This window comes from Pseudomonas sp. UME65 (genome assembly GCF_014170225.1).
Lineage (GTDB): Bacteria > Pseudomonadota > Gammaproteobacteria > Pseudomonadales > Pseudomonadaceae > Aquipseudomonas > Aquipseudomonas protegens.
In genome coordinates, this window is record NZ_LZZQ01000005.1 from 636,852 (window position 1) to 663,032 (window position 26,181).

The 26,181-nt window shown below is 66.5% G+C and carries 15 protein-coding genes; 5 read left to right on the forward strand and 10 right to left on the reverse strand.

From position 1 onward, the window contains the following. The first annotated feature begins 333 nt into the window (after window positions 1-333). Together A9971_RS06485 and A9971_RS06490 are read left to right on the forward strand one after the other, a co-directional pair. Window positions 334-9,021 carry a glycoside hydrolase family 94 protein gene (locus A9971_RS06485; protein WP_183001966.1) on the forward strand — a complete coding sequence of 2,896 codons (8,688 nt, stop codon included), beginning with the start codon at window positions 334-336 and terminating at the stop codon, window positions 9,019-9,021. A gap of 68 nt (window positions 9,022-9,089) precedes the next feature. Further along, window positions 9,090-9,827 carry a Crp/Fnr family transcriptional regulator gene (locus A9971_RS06490; protein ID WP_011062348.1) on the forward strand — a complete coding sequence of 246 codons (738 nt, stop codon included), beginning with the start codon at window positions 9,090-9,092 and terminating at the stop codon, window positions 9,825-9,827. A 14-nt stretch (window positions 9,828-9,841) separates the two neighbouring features. Here A9971_RS06490 and A9971_RS06495 read toward each other — a convergent pair whose 3' ends face one another. The 3 genes from A9971_RS06495 to A9971_RS06505 form a co-directional block, all read right to left on the reverse strand. Beyond that, window positions 9,842-10,753 carry a universal stress protein gene (locus A9971_RS06495; protein ID WP_011062349.1) on the reverse strand — a complete coding sequence of 304 codons (912 nt, stop codon included), beginning with the start codon at window positions 10,751-10,753 and terminating at the stop codon, window positions 9,842-9,844. A gap of 92 nt (window positions 10,754-10,845) precedes the next feature. After that, window positions 10,846-11,919, reverse strand: a complete 1,074-nt coding sequence (locus A9971_RS06500) for an NAD(P)-dependent alcohol dehydrogenase (RefSeq protein ID WP_174395605.1) — start codon at window positions 11,917-11,919, stop codon at window positions 10,846-10,848. A 149-nt stretch (window positions 11,920-12,068) separates the two neighbouring features. Next, the gene (locus tag A9971_RS06505; protein ID WP_072444605.1) at window positions 12,069-13,202 is read right to left on the reverse strand and encodes an MFS transporter; all 1,134 of its coding nucleotides are present in this window, start codon (window positions 13,200-13,202) and stop codon (window positions 12,069-12,071) included. 99 nt (window positions 13,203-13,301) lie between these two features. Here A9971_RS06505 and A9971_RS06510 point away from each other — a divergent pair, with 99 nt between their 5' ends. Further along, on the forward strand, window positions 13,302-14,066 hold the full coding sequence (locus tag A9971_RS06510) for a helix-turn-helix transcriptional regulator (RefSeq protein WP_183001496.1): 765 nt from the start codon (window positions 13,302-13,304) through the stop codon (window positions 14,064-14,066). Window positions 14,067-14,417: 351 nt separating this feature from the next. Here A9971_RS06510 and A9971_RS06515 read toward each other — a convergent pair whose 3' ends face one another. The 3 genes from A9971_RS06515 to A9971_RS06525 form a co-directional block, all read right to left on the reverse strand. After that, the gene (locus A9971_RS06515; protein ID WP_011062353.1) at window positions 14,418-15,860 is read right to left on the reverse strand and encodes a mechanosensitive ion channel family protein; all 1,443 of its coding nucleotides are present in this window, start codon (window positions 15,858-15,860) and stop codon (window positions 14,418-14,420) included. A gap of 133 nt (window positions 15,861-15,993) precedes the next feature. Continuing rightward, window positions 15,994-16,620: an isochorismate family cysteine hydrolase YcaC gene (gene ycaC / locus A9971_RS06520; RefSeq protein ID WP_011062354.1), complete on the reverse strand. Its 627-nt coding sequence runs from the start codon at window positions 16,618-16,620 to the stop codon at window positions 15,994-15,996. Window positions 16,621-16,766: 146 nt separating this feature from the next. After that, on the reverse strand, window positions 16,767-17,642 hold the full coding sequence (locus tag A9971_RS06525; protein WP_183001497.1) for a pirin family protein: 876 nt from the start codon (window positions 17,640-17,642) through the stop codon (window positions 16,767-16,769). A 97-nt stretch (window positions 17,643-17,739) separates the two neighbouring features. Between A9971_RS06525 and A9971_RS06530 the strand changes: the two genes are divergently transcribed. Both A9971_RS06530 and dkgB read left to right on the forward strand, forming a co-directional pair. Continuing rightward, entirely contained in the window at window positions 17,740-18,648 is a 909-nt protein-coding gene (locus A9971_RS06530; protein ID WP_026020155.1) for a LysR substrate-binding domain-containing protein, read from the forward strand. A gap of 221 nt (window positions 18,649-18,869) precedes the next feature. Then, window positions 18,870-19,673: a 2,5-didehydrogluconate reductase DkgB gene (gene dkgB, locus A9971_RS06535; protein WP_072444609.1), complete on the forward strand. Its 804-nt coding sequence runs from the start codon at window positions 18,870-18,872 to the stop codon at window positions 19,671-19,673. Window positions 19,674-19,749: 76 nt separating this feature from the next. On the opposite strand, the gene A9971_RS06540 is transcribed toward dkgB, so the two are convergent. The 4 genes from A9971_RS06540 to A9971_RS06555 form a co-directional block, all read right to left on the reverse strand. Next, on the reverse strand, window positions 19,750-20,196 hold the full coding sequence (locus A9971_RS06540) for a response regulator (protein ID WP_183001498.1): 447 nt from the start codon (window positions 20,194-20,196) through the stop codon (window positions 19,750-19,752). Window positions 20,197-20,524: 328 nt separating this feature from the next. Beyond that, window positions 20,525-21,241 carry an MgtC/SapB family protein gene (locus A9971_RS06545; protein ID WP_015636409.1) on the reverse strand — a complete coding sequence of 239 codons (717 nt, stop codon included), beginning with the start codon at window positions 21,239-21,241 and terminating at the stop codon, window positions 20,525-20,527. Between the two features lie 205 nt (window positions 21,242-21,446). Further along, on the reverse strand, window positions 21,447-24,212 hold the full coding sequence (gene mgtA / locus A9971_RS06550; protein WP_183001499.1) for a magnesium-translocating P-type ATPase: 2,766 nt from the start codon (window positions 24,210-24,212) through the stop codon (window positions 21,447-21,449). Between the two features lie 565 nt (window positions 24,213-24,777). After that, complete coding sequence (locus tag A9971_RS06555; RefSeq protein ID WP_123397507.1) at window positions 24,778-26,115, reverse strand: lysine N(6)-hydroxylase/L-ornithine N(5)-oxygenase family protein; 1,338 nt, start codon at window positions 26,113-26,115, stop codon at window positions 24,778-24,780. Window positions 26,116-26,181: the final 66 nt, after the last annotated feature.

Genomic DNA, 26,181 nt, shown 5'->3' on the forward strand with positions numbered 1-26,181 from the left:
AAGCAGCTCCCAGCCCATACGGTCCCTGTAGCCGCCGCAGGCTGCGAACGACTGCGAAGCAGGCGCCGCTCTTGAGAGCGCTGAAGGTCCTGCGGCCCTTGTCGCAGCCTCGCAAGCTCGGCAGCGGCTACAAGCAGCGTCACCCTTCATCCTTATCGCCAGGCTATGTGCCCCAGCGCACAGACAACCCTCGCCTCTGCCCGGCAACCTCAAGGTTGCAGATTTTTGCCTGACACGCTCGTCGCGACGGTGCCTCGATTTGACCGCACGCCCCGCTCCCGGCCCTCCCTCGCACCCCGTGCCGAGGGACGGCTCTGTTATGCCAAGGAAAACATGGACAGTCATTGGACCCACGCATTCCTGAGGTTCTGGCGGCTGCCCGCCGCCCGATACGGCCAATGGAAGGCCTCGCGCAACAGCGTCGAATACCAGGCGCCGCTGCGCTCGGAGCTGTTCAGCACTGAACAGATGGCCCGCCACGGCACCCTGCTGGCGCAACAGCATCGCCTGAGCCCGAGCCGCACCCCGGACTGGCTGCTGGCCCGCCTGGCGGACAACGCCAGCGCCCTGGCCAGTTGCTGCAAGAGCCTGACCGCCGCCACCCACGCCTCCCCCCGGGCCACCCCCGCCGCGGAATGGCTGCTGGACAACTACTACCTGCTGGAAGAACAGATCCGCATCACCCGCACCCACCTGCCCCGGGGCTACAGCCGGCAGTTGCCGCGCCTGGCCAACGGCCAGTCGGCGGGCCTGCCGCGGGTCTATGACATCGCCCTGGAAACCATTTCCCACGGCGACGGCCGGGTCGACACCGACAGCCTGGGGCGCTTCGTCGACAGCTACCAGAGCGTCACCCCGCTGATGCTCGGCGAGCTATGGGCAATCCCCATCATGCTGCGCCTGGCCCTGATCGAGAACCTGCGCCGGGTGGCCTTCCGGGTCATGGCCAACTGGAGCGAACGCAACCTGGCCAACGACTGGGCCGACCGCCTGATGGAAACCGCCGAGCAGGACGCCAAGAGCGTGGTGCTGGCGGTGGCCGACATGGCCCGCTCGGCACCGCCCATGACCGCCGCCTTCGTCGCCGAGCTGGCGCGTCGCCTGCAAGGACAGAACGCGGCCCTGGTGCTGCCCCTGGCCTGGATCGAGCAACTGCTGGGGGAAACCGGGCTGAACATCGAGCGCCTGGTGCAGCTCGACGCCCAGCAGCAGGCCGCCGACCAGGTCTCCATCAGCAACAGCATCTCCAGCTTGCGCCTGCTCTCGGCCAGCAACTGGCGCGAGTTCGTCGAGCTGATGAGCCGGGTCGAACAGGTACTGGAACAGGACCCCGCGGGGGTCTACCGACGCATGGATTTCGCCACCCGCGACCATTACCGCCATGTGCTCGAACGCCTGGCCCGGCACTGCCGCCACAGTGAAGAACAGGTGGCCCGCCAGTGCATCGAGCTGGCCCGCGCCCAGTACCGCGCCGAGGCGCCGGAAGCCGTGGCCGGCCACGTCGGTCACTACCTGATCGGCGCTGGCCGGCGCACCCTGGAACAGCAGATCGGCGCCCGAGTCCCCCTGGCTGAACGTGGCCGCCGCCTGCTGACCCAGGCGCCCCTGGGCTTTTTCCTGGTGCCGGTGATCCTGCTCTCGGCCCTGTTCGCCTGGCCCTTCCTCAGTGCCCTGTATCAGGAAGCGACTTCCGGCCACTACTGGCTGGGGCTGTTGGCGGTGCCGGCGCTGCTGCTCGCCAGCCGGCTGGCCATCGGCCTGATCAACGGCCTGGTGACCCTGACCGTGGCCCCCGGCATCCTGCCGCGCCTGGACTACAGCGAAGGCATTGCTCCCCGAGCCCGGACCCTGGTGGCAGTGCCCTGCCTGATCGGCTGCACGGCGGATGTCGAGGAGCTGGTGGAAGGGCTGGAAGTGCGCTTCCTGGCAAACCGCGACGCCCAGCTGTATTTCGCCCTGCTCAGCGACTTTCTCGACGCCCCCAGCGAAACCCTGGACGCCGATGCCGGCCTGCTGATGCTGGCCCGGCAACGGATCGAGGCGCTGAACCTGAAGTACCCCGAAGAAGCCGTGGAGCGCTTCTACCTGCTGCACCGGCCACGCCTGTGGAACCCGGCGGAACATTGCTGGATGGGCCACGAACGCAAGCGCGGCAAGCTCGAAGACCTCAATGCCCTGCTGCGCGGCCGGGGTCGGGAGCGTTTTTCGCTGATCGTCGGCGATATCCAGGCACTGCCTGAAATCACCTACGTGATCACCCTGGACAGCGACACCCAGTTGCCCCGGGACGTGGCCCAGCAATGCGTGGGGGCCATGGACCACCCCCTGAACCGGCCCCTGGCCGACCCGTTGAGCGGGCGCATCGTCAGCGGCTACGGGATTCTCCAGCCGCGGGTCGGCATCAGCCTGTCGAGCACCGCCCGTTCGGCCTATGCCCGGCTGTTCGCCAGCGACGCCGGGATCGACCCCTATACCCGCGCCGTATCGGACGTCTATCAGGACCTGTTCCAGGAAGGCTCCTTCGTCGGCAAGGGCATCTATGCCGTAGACACCTTCGAGCAGACCCTGGGCGGGCGCTTCGCCGACAACCGGATCCTCAGCCATGACCTGATCGAGGGCTGCTACGCCCGCTCCGGGCTGCTCAGCGATGTGCAGCTGTTCGAGGAATACCCGGCCCGCTACAGCGCCGACGTCAAGCGCCGCCAGCGCTGGATCCGCGGTGACTGGCAACTGCTGCCGTGGCTCCTGCCCTGGTCGCCCAAGGCCGGTGGAGGCCTGGAAAGCAATCGCCTGAGCCCCCTGGCGCGCTGGAAGATCCTCGACAACCTGCGCCGCAGCCTGGAGCCCATGGCCCTGCTGGGCATGCTGCTGTGGGGCTGGCTGGGGGCCACCCACCCCGTGGCCTGGACCCTGGCGGTGCTGATTCTGCTGCTGGTGCTGCCGCTGTCGGCGGCCTTTCGCGAGCTGCTGGAAAAGACCCCGGATGTGCCCCTGCAACAACACCTGGTGGCCGCCTTGGGCACAGCCGGCCAGCACCTGTCCCGGGCGCTGCTGCCCCTGGCCTGGCTGCCCCATGAGGTGGCCTACAGCCTGGGTGCCCTGGGCCGCGCGCTATGGCGCATGAGCATCAGCAAGGAGTATCGCCTGCAATGGCAACCGTCCCGGGAAGCCGAACGCGGCCCCGATGACAGCCTGCTGGAGCTCTACCGGCGGATGTGGGTCGGCCCGGCCCTGGCGTTGCTCCTGGCCGGGCTGTCGTGGCCGCGCCCACAGTTGCTGGTGGCCGTGCCCCTGCTGCTGGCCTGGCTGGCCGGCCCGGCCCTGGCCTGGTGGCTGAGCCGCCCCGCCAGCCAGGTGGCCTTCGTGCCCAACACGGGCCAGCGGCGTTTCCTGCAGAGCCTGGCCCGCCGCACCTGGGCCTTTTTCGACCAGTACGTCGGCCCCCAGGACAACTGGCTGGCCCCGGACAACCTGCAGGAGCAACCCCAGCAGCGGGTAGCCCATCGCACGTCCCCCACCAACCTGGGCCTGGCCCTGCTGGCGCACCTGGCGGCCCATGACTTCGGCTACCTGAGCAGCAGCCGGCTGCTGCAGCGCCTGGAACGGATGCTCGCCAGCATGGGCCGGCTGGAGCGCTATCGCGGGCACTTCTACAACTGGTACGACACCCAGAGCCTGGAGCCCTTGCCACCGCGCTATGTGTCCACGGTGGACAGCGGCAACCTGGCCGGGATGCTGCTGACCCTGCGCCCGGGCTTGCAGGGCCTGATGGACAGCCCGCCGTCCCCGGTGCAGATCGCCAACGGCCTGCTGGACTGCCTCGACGTGCTCCAGGACGCCCTCACCGCAGCGGGTCAGGACACCGCGGCCGTGCTGCGCTGGCGCCTGGAAACCCGCGCCGTGCATGAACACCTGAGCCTGCATGCCGGGGTCAGCGCCGAGGGCCTGCTGGGCCTGTTGCAACGCATTGGCGAGAGCGCCGCCGACTCCCACGGCGAGGCATCCGATGACAGCGCCTTCTGGCACCAGGCGCTGACCGCGCAATGTCGCGACCTGCATGACGAATTGCTCTGGCGCACCCCACCGCCCATGGCCGACGGTCGCCGCTTCGGCCTCCTCAGTTGGCGCCAGCTGGCCGAGCTGGACACCGACTATTGGCTGCCCCGTCACCATGGGCGGATCGCCGCGCTACGGAAACTGGCGCTGGAACGCTGCACCGCGGTGAACCAGTTGCTGGAGCAGGTGACCGGCATGGCGCAGATGGATTTCGGCTTCCTCTACGACACCCGGCGCCATCTGCTGGTGATCGGCTACAACGCCGACGAGCACCGCCTGGATGCCGGCTACTACGACCTCTTGGCCTCGGAAGTGCGCCTGACCCATTTTGTCGCCATCGCCCAGGGGCAGTTGCCCCAGGAAAGCTGGTTTGCCCTCGGCCGCCTGCTCACCAGCAGCGCCGGTACCCCGGTGCTGCTGTCCTGGACCGGTTCGATGTTCGAATACCTGATGCCGATGCTGGTGATGCCCAGTTACCAGGGCACCCTGCTGGACCAGACCTGCCACGCCGCCGTGGCCCTGCAGATCGAGCACGGCCAGCAACTGGGCCTGCCCTGGGGCGTGTCCGAGTCGGGCTACAACACCCTCGACAGCCAGTTCAACTACCAGTACCGGGCGTTCGGCGTGCCGGGGCTGGGGCTCAAGCGTGGCCTCGGCGCGGAACGGGTGGTGGCGCCCTACGCCAGCGTCCTGGCGCTGATGGTGGCGCCCCAGGCAGCCTGCCAGAACCTGCAGCGCCTGGCCCAGCTGGGCCTGCAGGGCCGCTTCGGCCTCTATGAAGCCGTGGACTACACCGAGTCGCGCCTGCCCCGGGGCCAGAACCATGCCGTGGTGCAATCGTTCATGGCCCACCACCAGGGCATGAGCCTGCTGTCCCTGGCGTGGCTGCTGCTGGACCAGCCCATGCAGCGACGCTTCGAATCCGACCCGCAGTTCCAGGCCATCGCCCTGCTGTTGCAGGAACGAGTGCCGAAAACCGCCGCCCAGTACCTGCATGCCGCCGGTGCCCCGGCGGCCGACGAAGCCGCCCGGGCCCACGAGAACAAACTGCGGGTGTTCGCCGACCCGGACCGCAAGCGCCCGGCGGTGCAACTGCTTTCCAACGGCCACTACCACGTCATGCTCAGCAGCGCCGGCGGCGGCTACAGCCGCTGCAACGAGCTGGCGGTGACCCGCTGGCACGAAGACCCGACCCGCGATCACTGGGGCCAGTTCTGCTACCTGCGGGACGTGGCCAGCGGCACGTTCTGGTCCGCCGCCTACCAGCCGACCCGAGGCCGCCCTTCAAGCTTCGAGGCGATCTTCACCGACGCCCGGGCCGAATTCCGCGTGCGTGAACAGGTCTTCGACAGCCACACGGAAATCGTCGTGTCCCCCGAAGACCCCATCGAGCTGCGCCGCCTGCACATCTGCAACCGCGCCCGGGTACGCCGCAGCATCGAGCTCACCAGCTACGCCGAAGTGGTGCTGGCCCCGGCTCCAAGCGATGCCGCCCACCCGGCCTTCAGCAACCTGTTCATCGAGACCGAGCTGCTGCCCGATTGGCAGGCCATCGTCTGCAGCCGCCGGCCACGTTCCCAGGAGCAGCCGGTGCCCTGGATGTGCCACCTGCTGGCGGCCCACGGCGTGGACATCGACGCGATTTCCTATGAAACCGACCGCGCGCGCTTTATCGGCCGTGGCCGCGACCTGGCCGCGCCCCAGGCCCTGGACCCGCAGACCGAACGGCTCTCGGGCAGCGCCGGGCCGGTGCTCGACCCGATCGTGGCGATCCGCTGCCGGATCACCCTCGACCCCGGCCAGAGCGCCACCATCGACCTGGTGACCGGGGTCGCCGAAAGCCGTGAACACTGCCTGCAACTGATCCACAAATACCGCGACCGGCACCTGGCGGACCGGGTCTTCGACCTGGCCTGGACCCACAGCCAGGTGCTGTTGCGCCAGCTCAACGCATCCCTGGCCGAGGCCCGGCTGTTCCAGCAGATGGCGGCCTCGCTGCTCTACGCCAACGCCACCCTGCGCGCCGACAACAGCCTGCTGCAGGCCAACCGGCGCAGCCAGTCCGGGCTCTGGGGCCAGGGCATTTCCGGCGACCTGCCGATCGTCCTGCTGCAAGTGGGCGACCTGGCCAACATTGCCCTGGTGCAGCAGTTGATCAAGGCCCACGCCTACTGGCGGCAAAAAGGCCTGGCGGTGGACCTGGTGATCTGGAACGAGGACCAGGCGGGTTACCGCCAGCAGCTCCAGGACCTGATCATGGGCCTGGTGACCTCCGGCAGCGAAGCCAGCCTGATCGACCGCCCGGGGGGCATCTTCGTGCGCCCGGCCCAGCAACTGTCCGGCGAGGACCGCACGCTGATGCTGGCGGTGGCGCGCCTGGTGGTCAGCGACAGCCGCGGCAGCCTCGCCGAGCAAGTCCACCGGCGCCGCGCCGACCCTTCGCTGCCGCGCCTGGAAGCGCCCCTGGTACGCCTGCCACCACCCGCCAGCCGAGCCAGTACCGCTGCAGCGCCAGAGCTGATCCTGGAAACCCCCTACGGCGGTTTCAGCAGCGACGGCCGTGAATACCTGATCACCCTCAACCCCGGGCAGCCGACGCCCGCGCCCTGGGCCAACGTGCTCGCCAACCCGCTGTTCGGCACGGTGATTTCGGAAACCGGCGGCGCCTACAGCTGGCGTGAGAACGCCCACGAATACCGCCTCAGCCCGTGGCACGACGACCCGGTCAGTGACCCCAGCGGCGAGGCCCTGTACCTGCGCGACGAAGACAGCGGGCGGGTCTGGTCGCCCACTCCCCAGCCCTGCCCCGGAAGCGGCAGCTACCGCACCCGCCACGGCTTCGGCTACAGCGTCTTCGAGCATGAAGAGGACGGCATCCACAGCGAGCTCACGGTTTATGTGGCGCTGCAGGCGCCGATCAAGTTCTCGCGGCTGAAGATCCGCAACCTCAGCGGTCGGCCACGGCGCTTGTCGGCCACCTGCTATGTGGAATGGGTGCTGGGAGAGTCCCGCAGCCGCTCGGCCATGCACGTGGTCAGCGAAAGCGACCCGGTGAGCGGCGCACTGTTCGCCCGCAACCCCTACAACATGGAGTTTTCCGGGCACGTGGCGTTTCTCGATACGGACGCCGAGGTCAGCAGCTTCACCGGCGATCGCAGTGAGTTCATCGGCCGCAACGGCAGCCTCGCGGCGCCGGCAGCGTTGACTCGGGGGCGCCTGTCCGGGCGCTCCGGTGCCGGTTTCGACCCCTGCGCGGCGATGCAGGTGAGCCTGGAACTGGAGGACGGCCAGAGCCGGGAGGTGCTGTTCCGCCTGGGGGCCGAAGTGGATGCCAAGGCCGCCACCCGCCGGGTCCTGCAGTACCGCGGCAGCCAGATGGCGCAGGCCGAGCTTGCGGCCGTGCACCAGCATTGGCAGCGCAGCCTCGGCGCGGTACAGGTGCGCACACCGGACCCGGCCATCGACGTCATGGCCAACGGCTGGCTGATGTACCAGACCATTGCCTGCCGCTTCTGGGCCCGCAGCGGTTTCTACCAGTCCGGCGGTGCCATCGGCTTTCGCGACCAGTTGCAGGACAGCATGGCGATGATCCACGCCGAGCCGGCCCTGGCCCGCGAGCACCTGTTGCTGTGCGCCGCCCACCAGTATCCCGAGGGCGACGTCCAGCACTGGTGGCACCCGCCACAGAATCGCGGGGTGCGCACCGGCTGCTCCGATGATTTCCTGTGGCTGCCCCTGGCCACCAGCCGCTATGTACAGATCACCGGCGACCACAGCGTGCTGGAGGTCGAAGTGGGTTACCTGGAAGGCCGCCTGCTCAATTCCGGGGAAGAGTCCTACTACGACCTGCCCCAGGCCAGCGGGCTGCGGGAAAGCCTCTACCTGCACTGCCGGCGCGCCATCGAGCACGGCCAGCGGCGCGGGGTCCACGGCTTGCCGCTAATGGGCACCGGGGACTGGAACGACGGCATGAACCGGGTCGGTGAACACGGCCTGGGGGAAAGCGTGTGGCTGGGCTTCTTCGGCCATGAAGTGCTGCAACGCTTTGCCGTCACCGCCGAGCAGCACCAGGACCCGGACTTCGCCCGGGAGTGCCGCGCCCAGGCCCTGGCCTTGCGCGCCGCCCTCGACAGCCAGGCCTGGGACGGCCAGTGGTATCGCCGCGCCTGGTTCGACGATGGCCAGATCCTGGGCAGCGCCAGCAACCAGGAGTGCCGCATCGACTCCATCGCCCAGAGCTGGTCGGTGCTGTCCGGCGCCGCCAGCGATGCCCGCCAGCACCAGGCCATGGCCTCCCTGGACCAGCACCTGGTGCGTCGCGACAGCGGCGTGGTGCTGCTGCTCGACCCACCGTTCGCCCACAGCCCCCTAGACCCGGGCTACATCAAGGGCTACGTGCCCGGGGTGCGGGAAAATGGCGGCCAGTACACTCATGCCGCGGTCTGGGCCAGCATGGCCTTCGCCCGCCTGGGGGACAGTGCCCGGGCCTGGGAGCTGCTGCACATGATCAACCCGGTAAGCCGGCGCAGTGCCGAACAGGTCGCCACCTACCGGGTCGAGCCCTACGTGATGGCCGCCGACGTCTATGGCGTGGCGCCCCACACCGGGCGCGGCGGCTGGAGCTGGTACACCGGTTCGGCGGGCTGGACTTACCGGCTGATCGTCGAGTCGCTGCTGGGCCTGCGCCGCGAAGGCCAGAGCCTGTACATCGAACCGGTGATCCCGGCGCATTGGCCGGGCTACAGCCTGGACTATCGGTTCGGCGAGACGCTCTACCGTATTGAAGTGCGGCAGAACCCCGGCGCCACCCTCAGCCTGAGCCTGGACGGCCGGCCGCTGGTGGGGCTGGCCATACCGCTGCTGGATGACGGCAGTACGCGCCGGGTGCTGCTCACCTGGCCCGCGGCCCTGCCCGCGCAGGCCGGGCATACCCCGACAGCGACCCATACGGAGCCGGCACCATGACAGACACCCGGCCACACCCTGGACTACCCTGAGTGAGCGCTGACGCCTTGCCATCCGGTGGTTCTGAGATGTTCGACAACCTTGGGCACGGGCCCAATCACTTGCTCAATGCACTGCCGGCGGCGGTGCAGGAGCGCCTGCTGCCCCACCTCAAGCCGGTGGCCCTGAGCCTGGGCCAGGTGCTCTACGAGTCCGGGGACATACCGCGCCACGTGTACTTCCCCACCGATGCAGTGGTGTCGTTGCTGTACCTGATGGAAAACGGCGCCTCGGCGGAAATCGCCGTGGTGGGCAACGAAGGGCTGGTGGGGGTGGCCCTGGTCATGGGCGGCGAAAGCACCACCAGCCGGGCCATCGTGCAGAGCGCCGGGCACGCCTTGCGCCTGCCCGGCCAGCGCCTCAAGGACGAGTTCAACCGCCACGGCGAAATGCTCCTGCTGATGCTGCGCTACACCCAGTCGCTGATCACCCAGATGGCCCAGACCGCGGTGTGCAACCGCCACCACTCCATCGACCAGCAACTGTGCCGCTGGCTGCTGCTGTCTTTGGACCGGCTGCCGGGCAACCAGCTGGTGATGACCCAGGAACTGATCGCCAACATGCTCGGGGTGCGTCGCGAAGGCGTGACCGAAGCCGCGGGCAAACTGCAGCGCCAGGGCATCATCGAATACAGCCGCGGCCGGATCAATGTGCTTGACCGGCCGCGGCTGGAGCAGCACAGCTGCGAGTGCTATGGGGTGGTGCGCAAGGAAACCGAGCGCTTGCTGCCGTACCTGCCTGGCAGCAAGCGCGCCGATCCGGACTGAAACGGGCGTGGGTGTCAGGCCGCGCCAGACGCCTTCACCGCCAGGATGCTCCCCGGCATCGAGTACAAGGCGCGTTCGGTGGTGCTGCCGATCAAGCGGCCAAAGCCGGTGCGGTGCACCGTGCCCATCACCACCACGTCCACCAGGTATTCGTCGACGAACTGGGCGATGCCCGGCACCGGCGGGCCCATGATGAAGTGGCGGAATTCCTGGGGCACGTTGTGCTCATCCCCCAGGCGTTCGAATTCCTTGTGCAGGGAGTCGCGCAACTCGTCCAGGCAGTTGACGCTCCAGGCGGTGGACGCCACCGGCGCCACGCCATCGAGCATCGGCATCAGGTCGTAGGCGTACAGCAGGTGCAACTGGGCGTCGCATTGCAGGGCCAGGGCGTGGGCGGTCTGGATGATCTGCGTATTGAGCCCGCGGATCTGGGTGTCGGACTGGGCCGGGTCCACCGCGGCGACAATCCGCCGGGGCAGCTTGTGCGGCGCGTCGTTGACCAGGTGCACCGGCACCGGCGCCTCGCGCAGCAGGTGGCAATCCAGCGGGGTGACGAACACGCGCTTGAGGGCCGACTCCAGGGTCACGTCCTTGATCAGCAGGTCAGGCCGGAACTCGTCGATGTAGGCGAGCATGTCCTTGAGCACCTGGGTGCTCCAGATCACCTGGGTGGTGACCTGCACGCCCTCCTCGGCCATCCACTGCGCTTCCACCTGCAACCAGCGCTCGTGGCGCTGCAGGTAGGCTTCGCGCTCGCTGTCTTCCAGGTGTTCTTCCCATAGGTAGGTGCGCGCCGGCGGTTCGACGAACACCAGGGCGTGCAGCGCCGCGCCGCTGGCCCGGGCCAGGGCAACGGCACGGCGCGCCGCGGGGGATTGGTGCTGCTGTGGATCGGCGATCAGCAACAGACGCTGGTACTGGCTCATGGTGCTCCTCCTTGGGCGATACGTGAGCTTGAGTGTGGAATGCCGTGCTACCGGGCGCCTTGATCGGTATCAAGGGCGCCCGGTGGCACGGGTCATGGGGTGATGGCGATCTTCATCACGCCGTCGCGCTGGCTGGCGAACAGCTCGTAGGCGGCCTCGATATCGTCGAGCTTGAAGCGGTGGGTCACCAGCGGCTTGAGGTCCACCTGGCCATTGGCGACCACCTCCATCAGCCGGCGCATGCGTTCCTTGCCGCCCGGGCACAGGGTGCTGAGGATGCTCAGGTCGCCCAGGCCGGCGGCATAGGCATCCAGGGGAATGCGCAGGTCGCTGGAATAGACCCCAAGGCTCGACAGCTTGCCCCCCGGGCGCAGCACCCGCAGCGCCGACTCGAAGGTGCCCTGGGTGCCCAGGGCCTCGATCGACACATCGACCCCGCGACCGTCGGTGAGGTCCATGATCTGCTTGACCACGTCGCCCTGCTTGAAGTCCACCACATGGGTCGCCCCCAGCCCGCGCGCCACGCTCATGCGCGCGGCCACGGTGTCGACGCCAATGATGGTGGTGGCACCCTTGAGCCTGGCTCCGGCCACCGCGCACAGGCCGATGGGGCCCAGGGCGAACACCGCCACGCTGTCGCCGATGTTCACCTCGGCACGCTCGGCGCCGGAGAAACCGGTGGACATGATGTCCGGGCACATCAGCACTTCTTCATCGCTCAGGCCGTCGGGGATCGGGCACAGGTTGGCCAGGGCGTCCGGCACACGCACGTATTCGGCCTGGCAGCCATCGATGGTGTTGCCGAACTTCCAGCCGCCCGTGGCGCGGAAGCCGTGGCGGGTGTCCGGGCCGTCCTGGGAACCGCAGCCGCAGAGGCAGGCGTAGCTCTGGCCGCTGGGGGTGATGGCCCCGGCGATCACTCGCTGGCCCTCGTGGAAGCCGCGCACCTGGGAGCCCAGGCGCTCGATCACCCCCACCGGCTCGTGGCCGATGGTCAGGCCCTTGGCCACCGGGTATTCACCCCGCAGGATGTGCACGTCGGTGCCGCAGATGGTGGTGGTGGTGATCCGCACCAGGGCGTCCAGCGGACCGATTTCGGGGATGTCCTTGTCTTCCAGCACGATGCGGTTCTTCTCCACGAATACCGCTGCTTTCATCTTGGCCATGTTGCCGATCTCCATTGCCGGGAAGGGGTCTGCGCGAATCCGCAGGTCTGCTGACAGACTGCGCGGATACCCCGGGGAAGGGCTTGATCATGGTCAAACAATGGCCCCTTGGCGGCCGCTGGGGCGACCGTGTGTCGCAAACTCGCCCTTCAGCCCTGCTGCCGGCGCCGCACCAGGCACAACAACAGCGCCGCAACCCCGCACAGGCCCAGGGTCGGCCCCAGGGCCTGGCCCCAGCCCACCAGCAGCAACCCGGCGCCAATCAGCAGGTAGTAGAACAGGCCGAACCCGGCCCCGGCGCTGCCCAGCCGGTCGCTGTAGGCCGCCAGCGCCGAGCCGAGGATATTGGGGATGGCCAGGCCGAAGCCCAGCACCACGCCGAGCATGGGCAGCAGCAACCACAGGCTGTGCCCAAGCGCTGTCACCCCGAGCCCCCCCAGGGTCACCGCCAGGGCCGCCAGCCGCAGCAGGGTGTCACCGGACCAGCCCCGCCCCAGCAGCCGACGATTGAGCCAGGCCCCCAGCCCCGAAGCCAGGGCCAGGCCCGCACCGCTGTAACCAAAGCCCTGCTCGCCCCACCCCAGGTCGCGAAACAGGAACGGCCCGAGGCTGTAGTAGCTGAGCAAGGCCACATTGAACAGCGCCACCAGCAGCGCCGAGCGCCAGATGCCCGGGTCCCTGAGCATGTGCCACAAGGTCCCGGCCAGAGGCGCCAGGTGCGGCGCCGGCGCACGGGTTTCCGGCAAGGCCCGGGCGCACCAGCCGAGCAAGGCCAGGGCCAGCACCAGCAACCCGGCCAGCGCGCCCTGGTAGCCCCAGGCCCGCACCAGCCCGGCCCCACTGAACAGGCCAATGGCCGGGCTGGCCGCCAGGAACATGCCCACCAGGGAAAACACCCGCACCAGTTCACTGCCGCGAAACAGGTCGCGCAGCAGGGTCTGGGTCACCACCGAGCCCGCCGCCACACCCAGGGCGGCGAGGGCCTGGCACAGCAACAGCGCGGTAAAACTCTGCACCTGCAATTGCAGCCCGATGGCCAGGACGTACAGCGTCAGGCCACCCAGCAAGGCCGGGCGCCGGCCCCAAAGATCGCTCAAGCGCCCCCACAGCAGCACCCCCGGGGCAAACCCCAGGACAAACACCGAAAGGCTCTGGGCCGCTTGCGCGGGGGCCACGCCAAAGGCCCGGCCAAGATCGGCCAGGGCTGGGCTGTAGAGGGTCTGGGCGAGCTGCGGGAACATCAGCAGGGCCAGGGCCAGGGGCAACAGGGAACGGGGATTCATCAGGCAGTGCTCGGCAAAAAAAACATGCCGGCGATTCTAGGCAGCGGCGCCTGGCGTATTATCGCAACCCTGCCAACAAACATCGGAAGTACGCCAATCATGGCCTGGCTCGAACCACAGGCACTCTTCGACCCCGACCGCTTCGACGCCCCCCTGCTGGGCATCGCCGCGACCCTCGGCGACCACGACTCCGGCCTGCACCGCCACCGCCGCGGGCAATTGCTGTACACCCGCCAGGGCTGCACGCGGATCACCCTGGACCATCGCCTGTGCCTGCTGCCGCCCTCGCGGGCGGCGTGGATTCCCCCGGGCGTCACGCACCGCGCGCAAATGCAGCAGAGCGTGGACTACCGTTCGCTGTACTTCAGCGCCGAACTAAGCCAGCGCCTGCCGGCCGAAGTGGCGGTGATCGAGGTCAGCCCGCTGCTCCAGGCCGTGCTGGAACCCATGGCCCAGGCCGCCTTCGACTGCGACTGGAGCCAGGGCCGCTACCCGCACCTGCTGGGCCTGTGCATCGAGGAAATCCGCCAGGCCCTGCACCAGCCCCTGTCGCTGCCCCTGCCCCGGGACAAACGCCTGCAACCGCTGCTGGCGGACCTGGAGCAACTGCCGCCGCAATTGCAGGTACTGGCCACCCAGGTCGGCGCCAGCAGCCGTACCATCGGCCGGATCTTCCAGCGTGAAACCGGCCTGAGCTACCAGCAATGGCGCCAGCAGTGGCGGCTGATGCGCGCCATCGAACTGCTCGCCACAGGCCGCGGCATCGGCTACAGCGCCTGCGCACTGGGCTTTGCCAGCGACAGCATCTTCATCGCCTTCTTCAAGGCCATGACCGGCACCACGCCGCGGGCGTATTTCAAGTAAGCCCGCACCTTTCATTCCTGGGGGATGTGGCGAAAGCCCACCGCTACAGCACGGGTCGAGGTGGGGCTACGTTACGTGCCGCGCGCACCCAGGCCCATGACCGCTATCGGGGAACTTGAGGAGACCAATGCCGTCGCGGCCCAGCGCCTTGGCGAGGCATGGCGGGAGATCGCCAGGCAAGGCCCTTCGGGCTTTGCGCAGCTTCGCAGGCTCAGCAGCGGCTACAGGGCCAGTGCCGTTCGGCGACTTTTGTAGCCGCTGCCGCAGGCTGCGAACGGCTGCGCGCAGACGCGGCGATGTCAGGGACATTGTCAGGCCAGGGCCGGGCCGGGGCTTGGGGTGGCCGGCGCCTCAGGTGCGGCTGCGCAGCCATTGCAGGAAACCCTTCCTGGGCACTGGCTTGGGCGCAGCCTGGGACAGGGTCTGGGCCATGTGCCGGCGAAAATCCAGGAGGTTCTTCATGGCCTCGTTGATGTCGTGGCGCGCATCCAGGCAGGGCTTGAGGAACTCGTTGTCGATGCGGTAGAGGCTGCAGAAGGTCTTGGCCGCAAACTGCGCCACTGTGGCTTGATCGGCCACCACGCCGGCTTCGCCGATGACCTCCCCCGGCCCCATGCGCCCGGCCTCGAAGGGCTTGCCGTCGCGTTGCATGGTCACCGAAACCACCCCGGATTCGATGATGAACAGGTGATCGCTGACCTCGCCCTGGGCCAGGATGGTCTCGCCGGCACGGTAGGTCTGCAGGTGCATGTTCTGGCTGAAGGTGTCCTTCTCATCCTGGCGCAGGGTGGAAAAGATGCTCGAGGCGTCCAGCAGTGCCCGGGGCCGCGACAGGGTCGCCGCCTGGACGGGCTCGGCGGCGGACAGCAGGCCGATGCCGCTGGCCTGCAAATGGCGGAAGGCCAGGTCGAACAGTTGGTTGCGCACCTCGCGCTTGTGCCCCATGTCGGCGACAAAACCGCTGATCTCGTATTCCGCGCCACTGCTGCTGGTGCTCTTCATCGCCACGCTGGCCGCCGGGGTGCTCAACAGCAGGCGGCAGCCCAGGGTGGCCCGTTCCAGGGCCTCGATGACTTTCTGCGGGCGCGCGTGGGGGCTGACCTGCACGCTCACCGACAGGCCATGAACATCCACCGGCCGGCTGAAATTGGTGATCTTGGCCTTGGACGCCAGGGAGTTGGGGATCACCACCATGCTGCCTTGGGAGGTCTGCAGCCGGGTGGCGCGCCAGTCGATGTCCAGCACCCGCCCCTCGGTGCCGTCGATGGCGATCCAGTCATCGATCTGGTAGGGCTTGGTGGTGTTGAGGACGATCCCGGAAAACAGGTCGCTGAGGGTGCTTTGCAGCGCCAGGCCGACGATGATCGCCAAGGCCCCGGAGGTGGCCAGCACGCCCTTGACCGGCAGTTCCAGCACATAGGCCAGGGCGGCGATGATGGCGATGAGGAAGATCACCGCGCCCATCAGGTCCTGCAGCAGGCGCCCGGTATGCCCCACCCGCTGCATCATCAGGGTGCCCAGCAACACCGTCAGGGTCCGCGCGCCAAACAGCCACCAGCCAATTTCCAGGCCGGTGGCGGCCAGGTGCAGGGGCACGTCGTCGGGCCAGGGCGCGGCCTGCATCGGGTTCATGCCCTGGTTGAACAGCATCAGGCTGTAGAGGGAAAAGATCAGCACCCGTACCGCCAGCTTCCAGTAGTCGCCACGGCTGCCGATCAGGCGCCAGAGCAGCATATCCAGGAACAGCAGGAACAGCGCGGCCAACAACGGATGATCGCTGAACAGGGAAGACATCGAGGCACTCCGGCATGACGAAGACGGCACGATCGCACGAAAGACGCAGGAGCAGGTATAGCTGGAAAAGCCCGGGGCGTGCGCCCCGGGCCGGGATCGGGCGACGGGCGCAGGGCCCGCCGCGACTCAGGGATTACTGGCCCTGGGTCAGGGTGTTGTAGCTGGTCATCAGGTTGCGGTAGTCGGGGATGTGGTTGGAGAACAGGGTGCCCAGGCCCTCGATGTCGTTGCGCCAGTCGCGGTGCAGCTCGCAGGCCAGGCCGAACCAGGTCATCAACTGGGCGCCGGCATTGGACATGCGGTTCCAGGCCGAATCGCGAGTCAGGGCATTGAAGGTGCCGGAAGCGTCGGTAACCACGAACACTTCAAAGCCTTCTTCCAGGGCCGAGAGCGCCGGGAACGCCACGCACACTTCGGTTACCACGCCGGCGATGATCAGTTGCTTCTTGCCGGTGGCCTTGATCGCCTTGACGAAGTCCTCGTTGTCCCAGGCATTGATCTGGCCCGGGCGGGCGATGTACGGCGCATCGGGGAACAGCGCCTTGAGCTCCGGCACCAGGGGGCCGTTGGGGCCGGTTTCGAAGCTGGTGGTGAGGATGGTCGGCAACTTGAAGTACTTGGCCAGGTCGGCCAGGGCCAGCACGTTGTTCTTGAAACGATCGGGCTCGATATCACGGACTAGCGACAGCAGGCCGGCCTGGTGGTCTACCAGCAGAACGGCGGCGTTATCCTTGTCCAGACGCTTGTATGCAGTAGTCATGTAAAGTCCTCGCTAATGATCGATGCCGGAAGACCCGGCTTGGATGAAACCCGTGGCACGCTCCGCCGGGGTAACGGCGGGCGCCGGGGAGTTGCGCGCGACTGGCAAAGCCTAGTTGCCGATGCCCGCCGCGCCAGTGCAACCGGTCAGTGACCGGTTGCGTCCATCTGGCCGAAGCGTCCCGATTGGAAGTCGACGAAGGCCTGATGAATCTCTTCTTCGCTGTTCATCACGAACGGGCCGTGGCCGACGATGGGTTCGTCGATGGGCTCGCCGCTGAGCAACAGCGCGATCGCGTCGTTGTTGGCCTCCAGGCTGATGTCCTGGCCGTCACGCTCCAGCAGCGCCAGCTGACCTTCGCGCACCAGCTCCTGGCCATTGACCTGCACCGTGCCGCGCAATACCACCAGGGCGCTGTTACGCCCCGAATGCAGAGGCAGGTCCAGGTGCTTGCCGGCTTGCAGGCGGATGTCCCAGACGTCGATCGGGGTGAAGGTCCGTGCAGGGCCCCGGTGGCCATCGAACTCGCCGGCGATCAGGCGCAGGCTGCCGGCATTGCCCGGCAGCGGGACCTGCGGGATGTCCGCCGCAACGATGGTCTGGTAACCGGGCGCCGCGAGCTTGTCCTTCGCCGGCAGGTTGACCCACAACTGGACCATTTCCAGGTTGCCGCCACGCCGGGCGAAGTCCGTGGAATGGAACTCCTCATGGAGGATCCCCGAGGCCGCGGTCATCCACTGCACATCGCCAGGGCCGATCTTGCCGCCGCTGCCGGTGGAATCCCGGTGTTCCACCTCGCCGTCATAGACGATGGTTACGGTTTCGAAACCGCGATGGGGGTGCTGGCCGACGCCGCGTCGGGCGCTGGTGGGGCTGAACTGCGCGGGGCCGGCGTGATCCAGCAGCAGGAACGGGCTGATGTGCTGGCCCAGGTTGTCGTAGGAAAACAGGGTACGGACCGGGAAGCCGTCACCGACCCAATGGGGCCGTGGACTGGTGTAGATGCCGATGATGTTTTTCATGTCGTCCTCCAGAACTATCTGATGGACACACCTTAAAACTCAGACCTTTGCCGCGCTAGACTGCAAAAATCACCCTTAGCGTTCTATCTGGAGAACGATCTTGGAAGATCTGAACACCCTCTACTACTTCACCCAGGTGGTGGAGCACCGTGGCTTTGCCGCCGCGGGACGGGCCCTGGACATGCCCAAGTCCAAGCTCAGCCGACGGATTTCCCAGTTGGAGGAACGCCTTGGAGTGCGCCTGATCCATCGCACCAGCCGCCACTGTTCGCTGACCGAGATCGGCCAGGAGTACTACCAGCGCTGCCTGGCCATGCGGGTGGAAGCCGAGGGCGCGGCGGAAGTCATAGAACGCAACCGCTCCGAACCCCAGGGTCTGGTACGCGTGGCTTGCCCCACGGCCCTGCTCAATTCCTGGGTGGGGCCGATGCTTACCCGCTTCATGCTCAAGTACCCCCTGGTGGAACTGTTCATCGAGAGCACCAACCGCCGGGTCGACCTGATCCACGAGGGCTTCGACATCGCCCTGCGGGTGCGCTTCCCGCCCCTGGAAAACACCGACCTGGTGATGAAGGTGCTGGGCAACAGCACCCAGTGCCTGGTGGGCCACCCGGATTTTCTCCAGCGCCTGTCGGGCCCGGCAACACCGGCCGACCTCAGCGGTTTGCCGAGCGTGCACTGGGGGGCGGCGCAACGTGAATATCAATGGCAATTGCTGGGCCCGGACGGCGCCGAGGCACTGATCCGCCACCGACCGCGGATGGTCACCGACGACCTGCTGGCGCTGCGCCATGCAGTGCTGGCGGGCATCGGCATCGCCCACCTGCCCAAGGTGGTGGTGCGTGAAGACCTGGAGGCCGGGCGACTGCTGGAACTGGTGCCCGACTGGGCGCCAAGGTGCGGCATCGTGCATGCGATCTTCCCCTCGCGCCGAGGGCTGCTGCCTTCGGTACGCAGCCTGATCGACTTTCTCGGGGAGGAATTCAGCCACAGCGACATGGCCTGAGGCTCAGAAGCAAGCGCCTGGAGCGGCCAGGCGGTGGCGGTTGGGCAGCCTCCCTGTGGGGTTCGTGCCTGGGTTGCGCGATTCGCCGGCAAGCGGGTTCCTACAGGGGCAGGTGGATTCGTGAACGCGGGGCAATATTCCTTTGTGCCGGCGGCGGTTTTTCTCAGCGATGCAGGTACGGATACTGCCGGCCAATCCCACTGCAATGCCCGGAGTGACCCATGTCTGTACCCGCCTTTGGCCTCGGCACCTTCCGCCTTCAGGGCCAGGTGCTCATCGATTCCCTGAGCAGCGCCCTGGAACTGGGCTATCGCGCCATCGATACTGCGCAGATCTACGACAACGAAGCCGATGTCGGCGCCGCGGTGGCCGCCAGCGGCATTCCCCGCGACCAGCTGTTCATCACCAGCAAGATCTGGATCGCCAACCTGTCCCGGGAGCGCCTGATCCCCAGCCTCAAGGAAAGCCTGCACAAGCTGCGCACCGATTACCTGGACCTGACCCTGATCCACTGGCCCTCGCCAGACAACCAGGTGCCGGTGGCGGAGTTCATGCAGGCCCTGCTGGAAGCCAAGACCCAGGGCCTGACCCGGCAGATCGGCGTGTCCAACTTCAGCAATGCCTTGCTGCAGCAAGCCATTGATGCCGTCGGGGCCGAGCAGATCGCCAGCCACCAGGTGGAATTGCACCCCTACCTGCAGAACCGCAAGGTGGTGGAGTTCGCCCGCAGCCAGGGCATTCACATCACCTCCTACATGACCCTGGCCTATGGCGAAGTGCTCAAGGACCCACTGATCCTGCAGATCGCCCAGGCACGCCAGGCCACGCCGGCCCAGGTGGTGCTGGCCTGGGCCATGCAGTCGGGCTATGCGGTGATCCCCTCCTCCACCCGCCGGGCCAACCTGCAAGGCAACCTCGCCGCCTGCGCCTTGACCCTGAGCAGCGCGGAGCTTGAGAGCATCGCCGGCCTGGAGCGCGGCCAACGCCTGACCAGCCCGGCAGGCATTGCCCCGCAGTGGGACTGAAGCGCGAACGGCGCTGACAATAACGCCAAACGGCATCCCTCGGGATGCCGTTTGGCGTGGGGTGCGCAAACCTCGGTCAGTTCGGGCTGCCCCAATGGCCATGCAATTGCGCCAGCCGCTGCCGGGAAGGCACGGCGGCATCGGGCAATGGCGGGTCCACCCACAGCATCAGGCGCTTGATCGCCGCGCTGTCCGGCCATTCGGCCGGGCTGACATGCACCTTGCACCGCCGGCTGCCGGAAGTGGCGACAAGATGCTGGCTGCCGTAGATCAGGGCTTGATCGATATGCGGGTGGTCCAGGCAGAAAGCCAGCAGGTCGAAATCGCTGCGGACAGCCAGGTTGGCGTTGATGATCAGCAGGTCGAACGACTCGCAGGAATACTCCACCAGCGTCAGCAGTTCCTCCAGCCTGTGCACCGGGGCCACTCGGTAATAGTTCAGTTGATTCAGGGCTCTTTCGATCTGCATGCGACGAAAGTGCTGATCATCGGCAATCAATATGCGCAATGCTCTGTTGGACATTTTTCTGATCCTGCTGACAAGACTTCGGCACTGCGAATACCGGCCCTACTCCCGGGCCGCTGGAAGGCTAAGCCAGTGGGTGGAGGTTGGCTCTAGGAACAACCTGAAAGTCGCTGCCAAGGGCGCCCCGCCGGACGGCGCTCTACCCCGCCCGCCTGGCGCTCGCGGCTCGCCCTCCGGCCCCGCTGTGCAACCGTGCCCTACCCTAACCACCCGCCACGGCTTTTAGCAGGGGTCAGGCCCTTGAAAGGTCTTGTTGTCAGGTAAGCCCCTTCCGAGAGAAACCGAGCCGTATCTCATGCCTCCCCTGGGCGGAGGCGAAAAATGCTCATTCGGTGGTGCTCGGGCTCCAGAACGCCTGCTGCACCCAGGGCGATGTGGACAGCCGGGCCACCAGCGCATCCAGTTCGTCACCGTCCACCGAGGTGGTCGCCAGGGTCGCCTCGATCTCCACATCCTCCGTACCGAAGGCGTGCACATCAACGTCGCTGGCGGGGTAGTTGCAGCGCGCCAGCTCCGCTTCCAGCAGGGCGAACACTGCCTTCTGCTTCGAGCGGTGGGCGATCACGTAGACGATATTGGTGACCTCGGCGGACACCACGTCCAGGGGCTGGCGGTTGATGTTGTTGACGATGGGCCGCAGCAGGGTATTGGCGGCCAGCACGAACAGGGTGCCCAGCAGTGCCTCGAGGATCAGGTCGGCACCGGCGCAGGCCCCCACCGCCGCCGAGGCCCAGAGGGTGGCGGCGGTATTCAGCCCACGGACGTTACCCTCCTCGCGCATGATCACCCCGGCGCCGAGAAAGCCGATGCCGGAGACCACGTAGGCCACCACCCGCACCGCCCCTTCGGCGCCCCCCAGGCGGTTGGCCATGTCGACGAAGATCGCGGCCCCCACCGCCACCAGCACATTGGTGCGCAAACCCGCGGTGCGCTGGCGGTACTGGCGTTCGAAGCCGATCAGGCCCCCGAGGATAAAGGCGGCGCTGAGGCTGACCAGGGTATCGATCAGCGAGTCCAGGTTGATGTTGTGCAGGGCTTGCATGGCGACTGTCCTTGAGCGAAGGGCATGAATGGCACCAGAGGACTCTAGCAGCGGTCCATGAACGTCTCATGGCCTGCCGTGGATGCACGGCTGACCGTAGGAGCCGGCTTGCCAGCGAAGAGGCCCGTGAGGACGCCTTCGCCCGCCGGGGAGCTTTCGCTGGCAAGACAGCCTTCGCCAGCGAGCTGGCTCCTACAGGGCAGCATTACTGCCAGCCGAAGCGCCGCACGTAGAAGCCCTTCACCGCCTGGGTCAGGGCCATGTAGGCCAGCAGGATCAGCGGCAGGAACACGAAGTACAGCGACGGCAGCGCCTGCAGCTTGAAGTAGTGCGCCAGCGGGCCCATCGGCAGGAAGATCCCCACCGCCATGATGACGCCGGTCATCACCATCAACGGCATGGCCGCGCGGCTCTGCAAAAACGGAATCTTCGGCGTGCGGATCATGTGCACGATCAGGGTCTGGGTCAGCAGCCCCACCACGAACCAGCCGGACTGGAACAGCGTCTGGTGGTCCGGGGTATTGGCGTCGAACACGTACCACATCAGGGCAAAGGTGGTGATGTCGAAGATCGAGCTGATAGGCCCGAAGAACAGCATGAACCGCCCCACATCCGCCGGCTGCCAGCGCTGGGGTTTTTTCAGCATTTCCTCATCGACGTTATCGAAGGGAATGGCGATCTGGGAAATGTCGTACAGCAGGTTCTGCACCAGCAGGTGCATCGGCAGCATCGGCAGGAACGGAATGAAGGCACTGGCCACCAGCACCGAGAACACGTTGCCGAAGTTCGAGCTGGCGGTCATCTTGATGTACTTGAGCATGTTGGCGAAGGTCCGGCGCCCTTCCAGCACGCCCTCCTCCAGCACCATCAGGCTCTTTTCCAGGAGGATGATGTCCGCCGCTTCCTTGGCGATGTCCACCGCGCTGTCCACGGAAATGCCGATGTCGGCGGTGCGCAGCGCCGGGGCATCGTTGATGCCGTCGCCCATGAAGCCCACCACGTGGCCGTTGGCCTTGAGCAGGCGGACAATGCGCTCCTTGTGGGTCGGGGTCAGCTTGGCGAACACGTTGGTGGTTTCCACCGCCTGGGCCAGTTGCTCGTCGCTCATGCGCTCGATGTCGTTGCCCATCAGCAGGCCCTGCTGCTCCAGGCCCACTTCGCGGCAGATCTTCGCCGTCACCAGTTCGTTGTCACCGGTCAGCACTTTCACCGCCACGCCATGTTCGGCCAGGGCCTTGAGGGCCGGCGCAGTGCTTTCCTTGGGCGGGTCGAGGAACGCCACGTAGCCGATCAGGGTCAGTTCGCGCTCATCCGCCAGGCTGTAGGTGTCGCGACCTTCAAGCATCGGCCGCGCAGCCACCGCCACCACCCGCAGGCCCTCTTCGTTGAGATCGGCAGTGACCTGGCGAATCCGCGCCAGCAGGCTCTCGGTCAGGGCTTCCTCGGCTTCGCCATGACGTACGTTGCGGCACACCGCCAGCACTTCCTCCACCGCCCCCTTGCAGATCAGCAGGTGCGGCCGGTCCTGTTCCGCCACCACTACCGACATGCGCCGACGGGTGAAATCGAAGGGGATTTCATCGACCTTCTGGAATGCCGTGCCGACCTTGAGCTCGCGGTGCACTTCGACGTGCTCCAGTACCGCCACGTCCAGCAGGTTCTTCAGCCCGGTCTGGTAGTAGCTGTTGAGGTAGGCCATTTCCAGCACGTCGTCGGAATCCTCGCCCCAGACGTCCACGTGCCGCGCCAGGAAGATCTTGTCCTGGGTCAGGGTGCCGGTCTTGTCGGTGCACAGCACGTCCATGGCGCCGAAGTTCTGGATCGCGTCCAGGCGCTTGACGATGACCTTCTTGCGCGACAGGAACACCGCGCCCTTGGCCAGGGTCGAGGTGACGATCATCGGCAGCATTTCCGGGGTCAGGCCGACGGCGATCGACAGCGCGAACAGCAGCGCCTCCATCCAGTCGCCCTTGGTGAAGCCGTTGATGAACAGCACCAGGGGCGCCATGACGAACATGAAGCGGATCAGCAGCCAGCTGACCTTGTTGACCCCGCTCTGGAACGAGGTGGGCGCGCGGTCGGTGGCGCTGACACGCTGGGCCAGGGCGCCGAAATAGGTGCTGTTGCCGGTGGTCAGGATCACTGCCGTGGCGGAACCGGAGACCACGTTGGTGCCCATGAACAGGATGTTGTCCAGGTCCAGGGGGTTGCTGGTGTCGGCGTCCTGCTGGCGGGGGAATTTCTCCACCGGCATGGATTCGCCGGTCATGGCCGCCTGGCTGACGAACAAGTCCTTGGCGCTGAGCACCCGGCAGTCGGCGGGAATCATGTCGCCGGCCGAGAGCACGATCAGGTCGCCGGGCACCAGTTGCTTGATCGGCAATTCGATGCGCTGAGCGCCCTTGACCTCGGCGGCGGCCCCCAGCAGGCGGCCGAGCATCGGCGCGGCCTGGGGCGCCGACCCTGGGCGCATGACCGTGGCGGTGTTGCTGACCATGGCCTTGAGGGCATCGGCGGCCTTGTTCGACTTGGCCTCCTGCCAGAAGCGCAGCAGGGTCGAAAGCACCACCATGGAGAAGATCACCGTGGCCGCCTTCATGTCTTCGGTCAGCCAGGAAATCACCGCCAGCAGGGTCAGCAGCAGGTTGAAGGGGTTCTTGTAGCAGTGCCACAGGTGGGTCCACCAGGGCAGCGCCTGCTCGTGCTCGACCTCGTTGAGGCCGTGACGCTCACGCAGGGCATCGGCCTCCTCGGTGCTCAGGCCGTCGGTGTGGCTGCCGAGCTGGTCCAGCAGTTGCGCGGCATCGCTGTTGGCCGCCACCACCAGGGTTTGCGCCAGGGTCGGCGGCACGTCGCGGCTGACGCTGGCATCGCTGAAACTTTCCAGCAGTGCCAGGCGGCGGAAGTGCCGGGCGAAATGCCGGGTCCGCAGGAAGCCGGCAAAGAACTCTTTCAACAGGGTGAGCTTCATGGTGATGACTCCTGCAGCAACGGCGTAGAGAAAACCGCAGGCAGGTACGATCGGGCGTTGCCGGAGGGTAATCCTCCATGCATGCCTGATCCGCAGGTCCTGGACCTGCGCGTCGATGCCACCACAACACGGCAGCCGGCCGGGTCGAAGGGGAAATAGAAGTCGCCAGGAAGTGGCGTCGGGAAGCGAACCACAGAAGTTCGCGATCGGGATGCCGCATCTCGCTGGACGGCGAGACAGCGGCAGGAAAAAGGCTGCGCGCTATCTTGCCGGGACTGCGCCGGTTACTGAAACCGGCCGACTCCTGTCACTCGAACAAGTACCCACACTGGGCCTCCACTGATTGAAAACGCGCGCAGCTTACGCCGCACTATTTGCAGAGTAAACCGGAGGGAAACCCTGGCAGAGGGAATCGAAAAGTTCTTCAGCCAAGGTTCAGGAATGCCTTCGCCGGCAAGCCGGCTCCTACGGCTCCCCACACTGTCACTGACAACCGTAGGAGCTGGCTTGCCAGCGAAAGGGCCCGATAGATCGCCTTCGCCGGCAAGAACGGAGGCGCCGCCGATCAGCTGGCGGTGGCCAGCAGCATGTCACGCACCGAACGGCTGTGACCGCGGCTCTTGCCGTGTTCGTAGAGCGAATCGGCAATCTCCTGGGCACGGATCGGCAGCACCGACAGCAAGGTGTCGCTCAGGCCATGGCTCGCCTGGCTGAAGCCCTGCATGTAGACGCCGGCCTTGCAGCGCTCGTCGGTAATCACGCGATAGTGCCGATCCACTTCAAAATCACCCAGGTACTCCTGGAGCGGTGCCAGCAATTGACGGTGCATCTGGCGCTCATAGCCAGTGGCGAGCACTACCGCGTCATAGTGTTCAGTGGTGCAGGCCCCGGTGGCGCTATTGCGCAGTACCAGCTCGATGCCGTGATCGGTAGCGACGGCTTTTTCCACCAGGGTCAGGGTACGGAACGCGTGGCGGGCGATACCCGAAACCTTCTGGCGATAGAAGATTCCGTAGATGCGCTCGATCAAGTCGATGTCCACCACCGAGTAATTGGTGTTGTGATACTCGTTGACCAGGCGCTCACGCTCGCTGCTCGCTTGCTGGAACACCAGGTCGGTGAATTCCGGCGAGAACACTTCGTTGACGAAGGGACTGTCGTCTGCGGGCTTGAGTGCCGAACCACGGATAATCAAGTCCACCTGTACCGAAGGGAAGCTGTCATTCAGGTCAATGAAGGCTTCTGCTGCACTCTGGCCACCACCAATGATCGCGACCTTCATCTTCTTGCCGGCCACACAGGGTTGTTCAGCCATGCGCTCCAGATACTGGGAATGATGGAAGACCCGACGATCGCCCTTGAGCGCCTTGAAGGTATCGGGAATCCGCGGGGTGCCACCGGCACTGACCACCACCGAGCGGGTGCTGCGGGCGAACTCTTCCCCCTGGGAATTACGCGAAATGACCCGCAGCGCCTCGACCTGCTGGTTGTGCAACAGCGGCTCGATAGCCAGGACCTCTTCGTCGTAGCGGCTCTGATCCTTGAATTGAGCGGCTACCCAGCGCAGATAATCGTTGAACTCCATTCGGCACGGGTAGAAGGTCCCGAGGTTGATGAAGTCGACCAGGCGCCCATGGTGCTTGAGGTAGTTGACGAAGGAATAGGGGCTGGTGGGGTTGCGCAGGGTGACCAGGTCCTTGAGGAAGGAAATCTGCAACTCGCTCTGGGCCACCAGGGTATTGCCGTGCCAGCGATAATCGGCCTGTTTGTCGAGAAATAGCACGTCCAGAGGACCCTGAACCTGGCCGCGCTCCTCCAGCGCAATGGCCAGCGCCAGGTTAGAGGGGCCAAAACCGATACCAATCAAATCGTGAACGATGGCCGATGCCATTGCCTGTGTCATGTCCAGTGTCCTCTGGAGAAGCCCCTCAACGTGGGGAATTACGCCGGTGACCTCGCCGGCCCATGC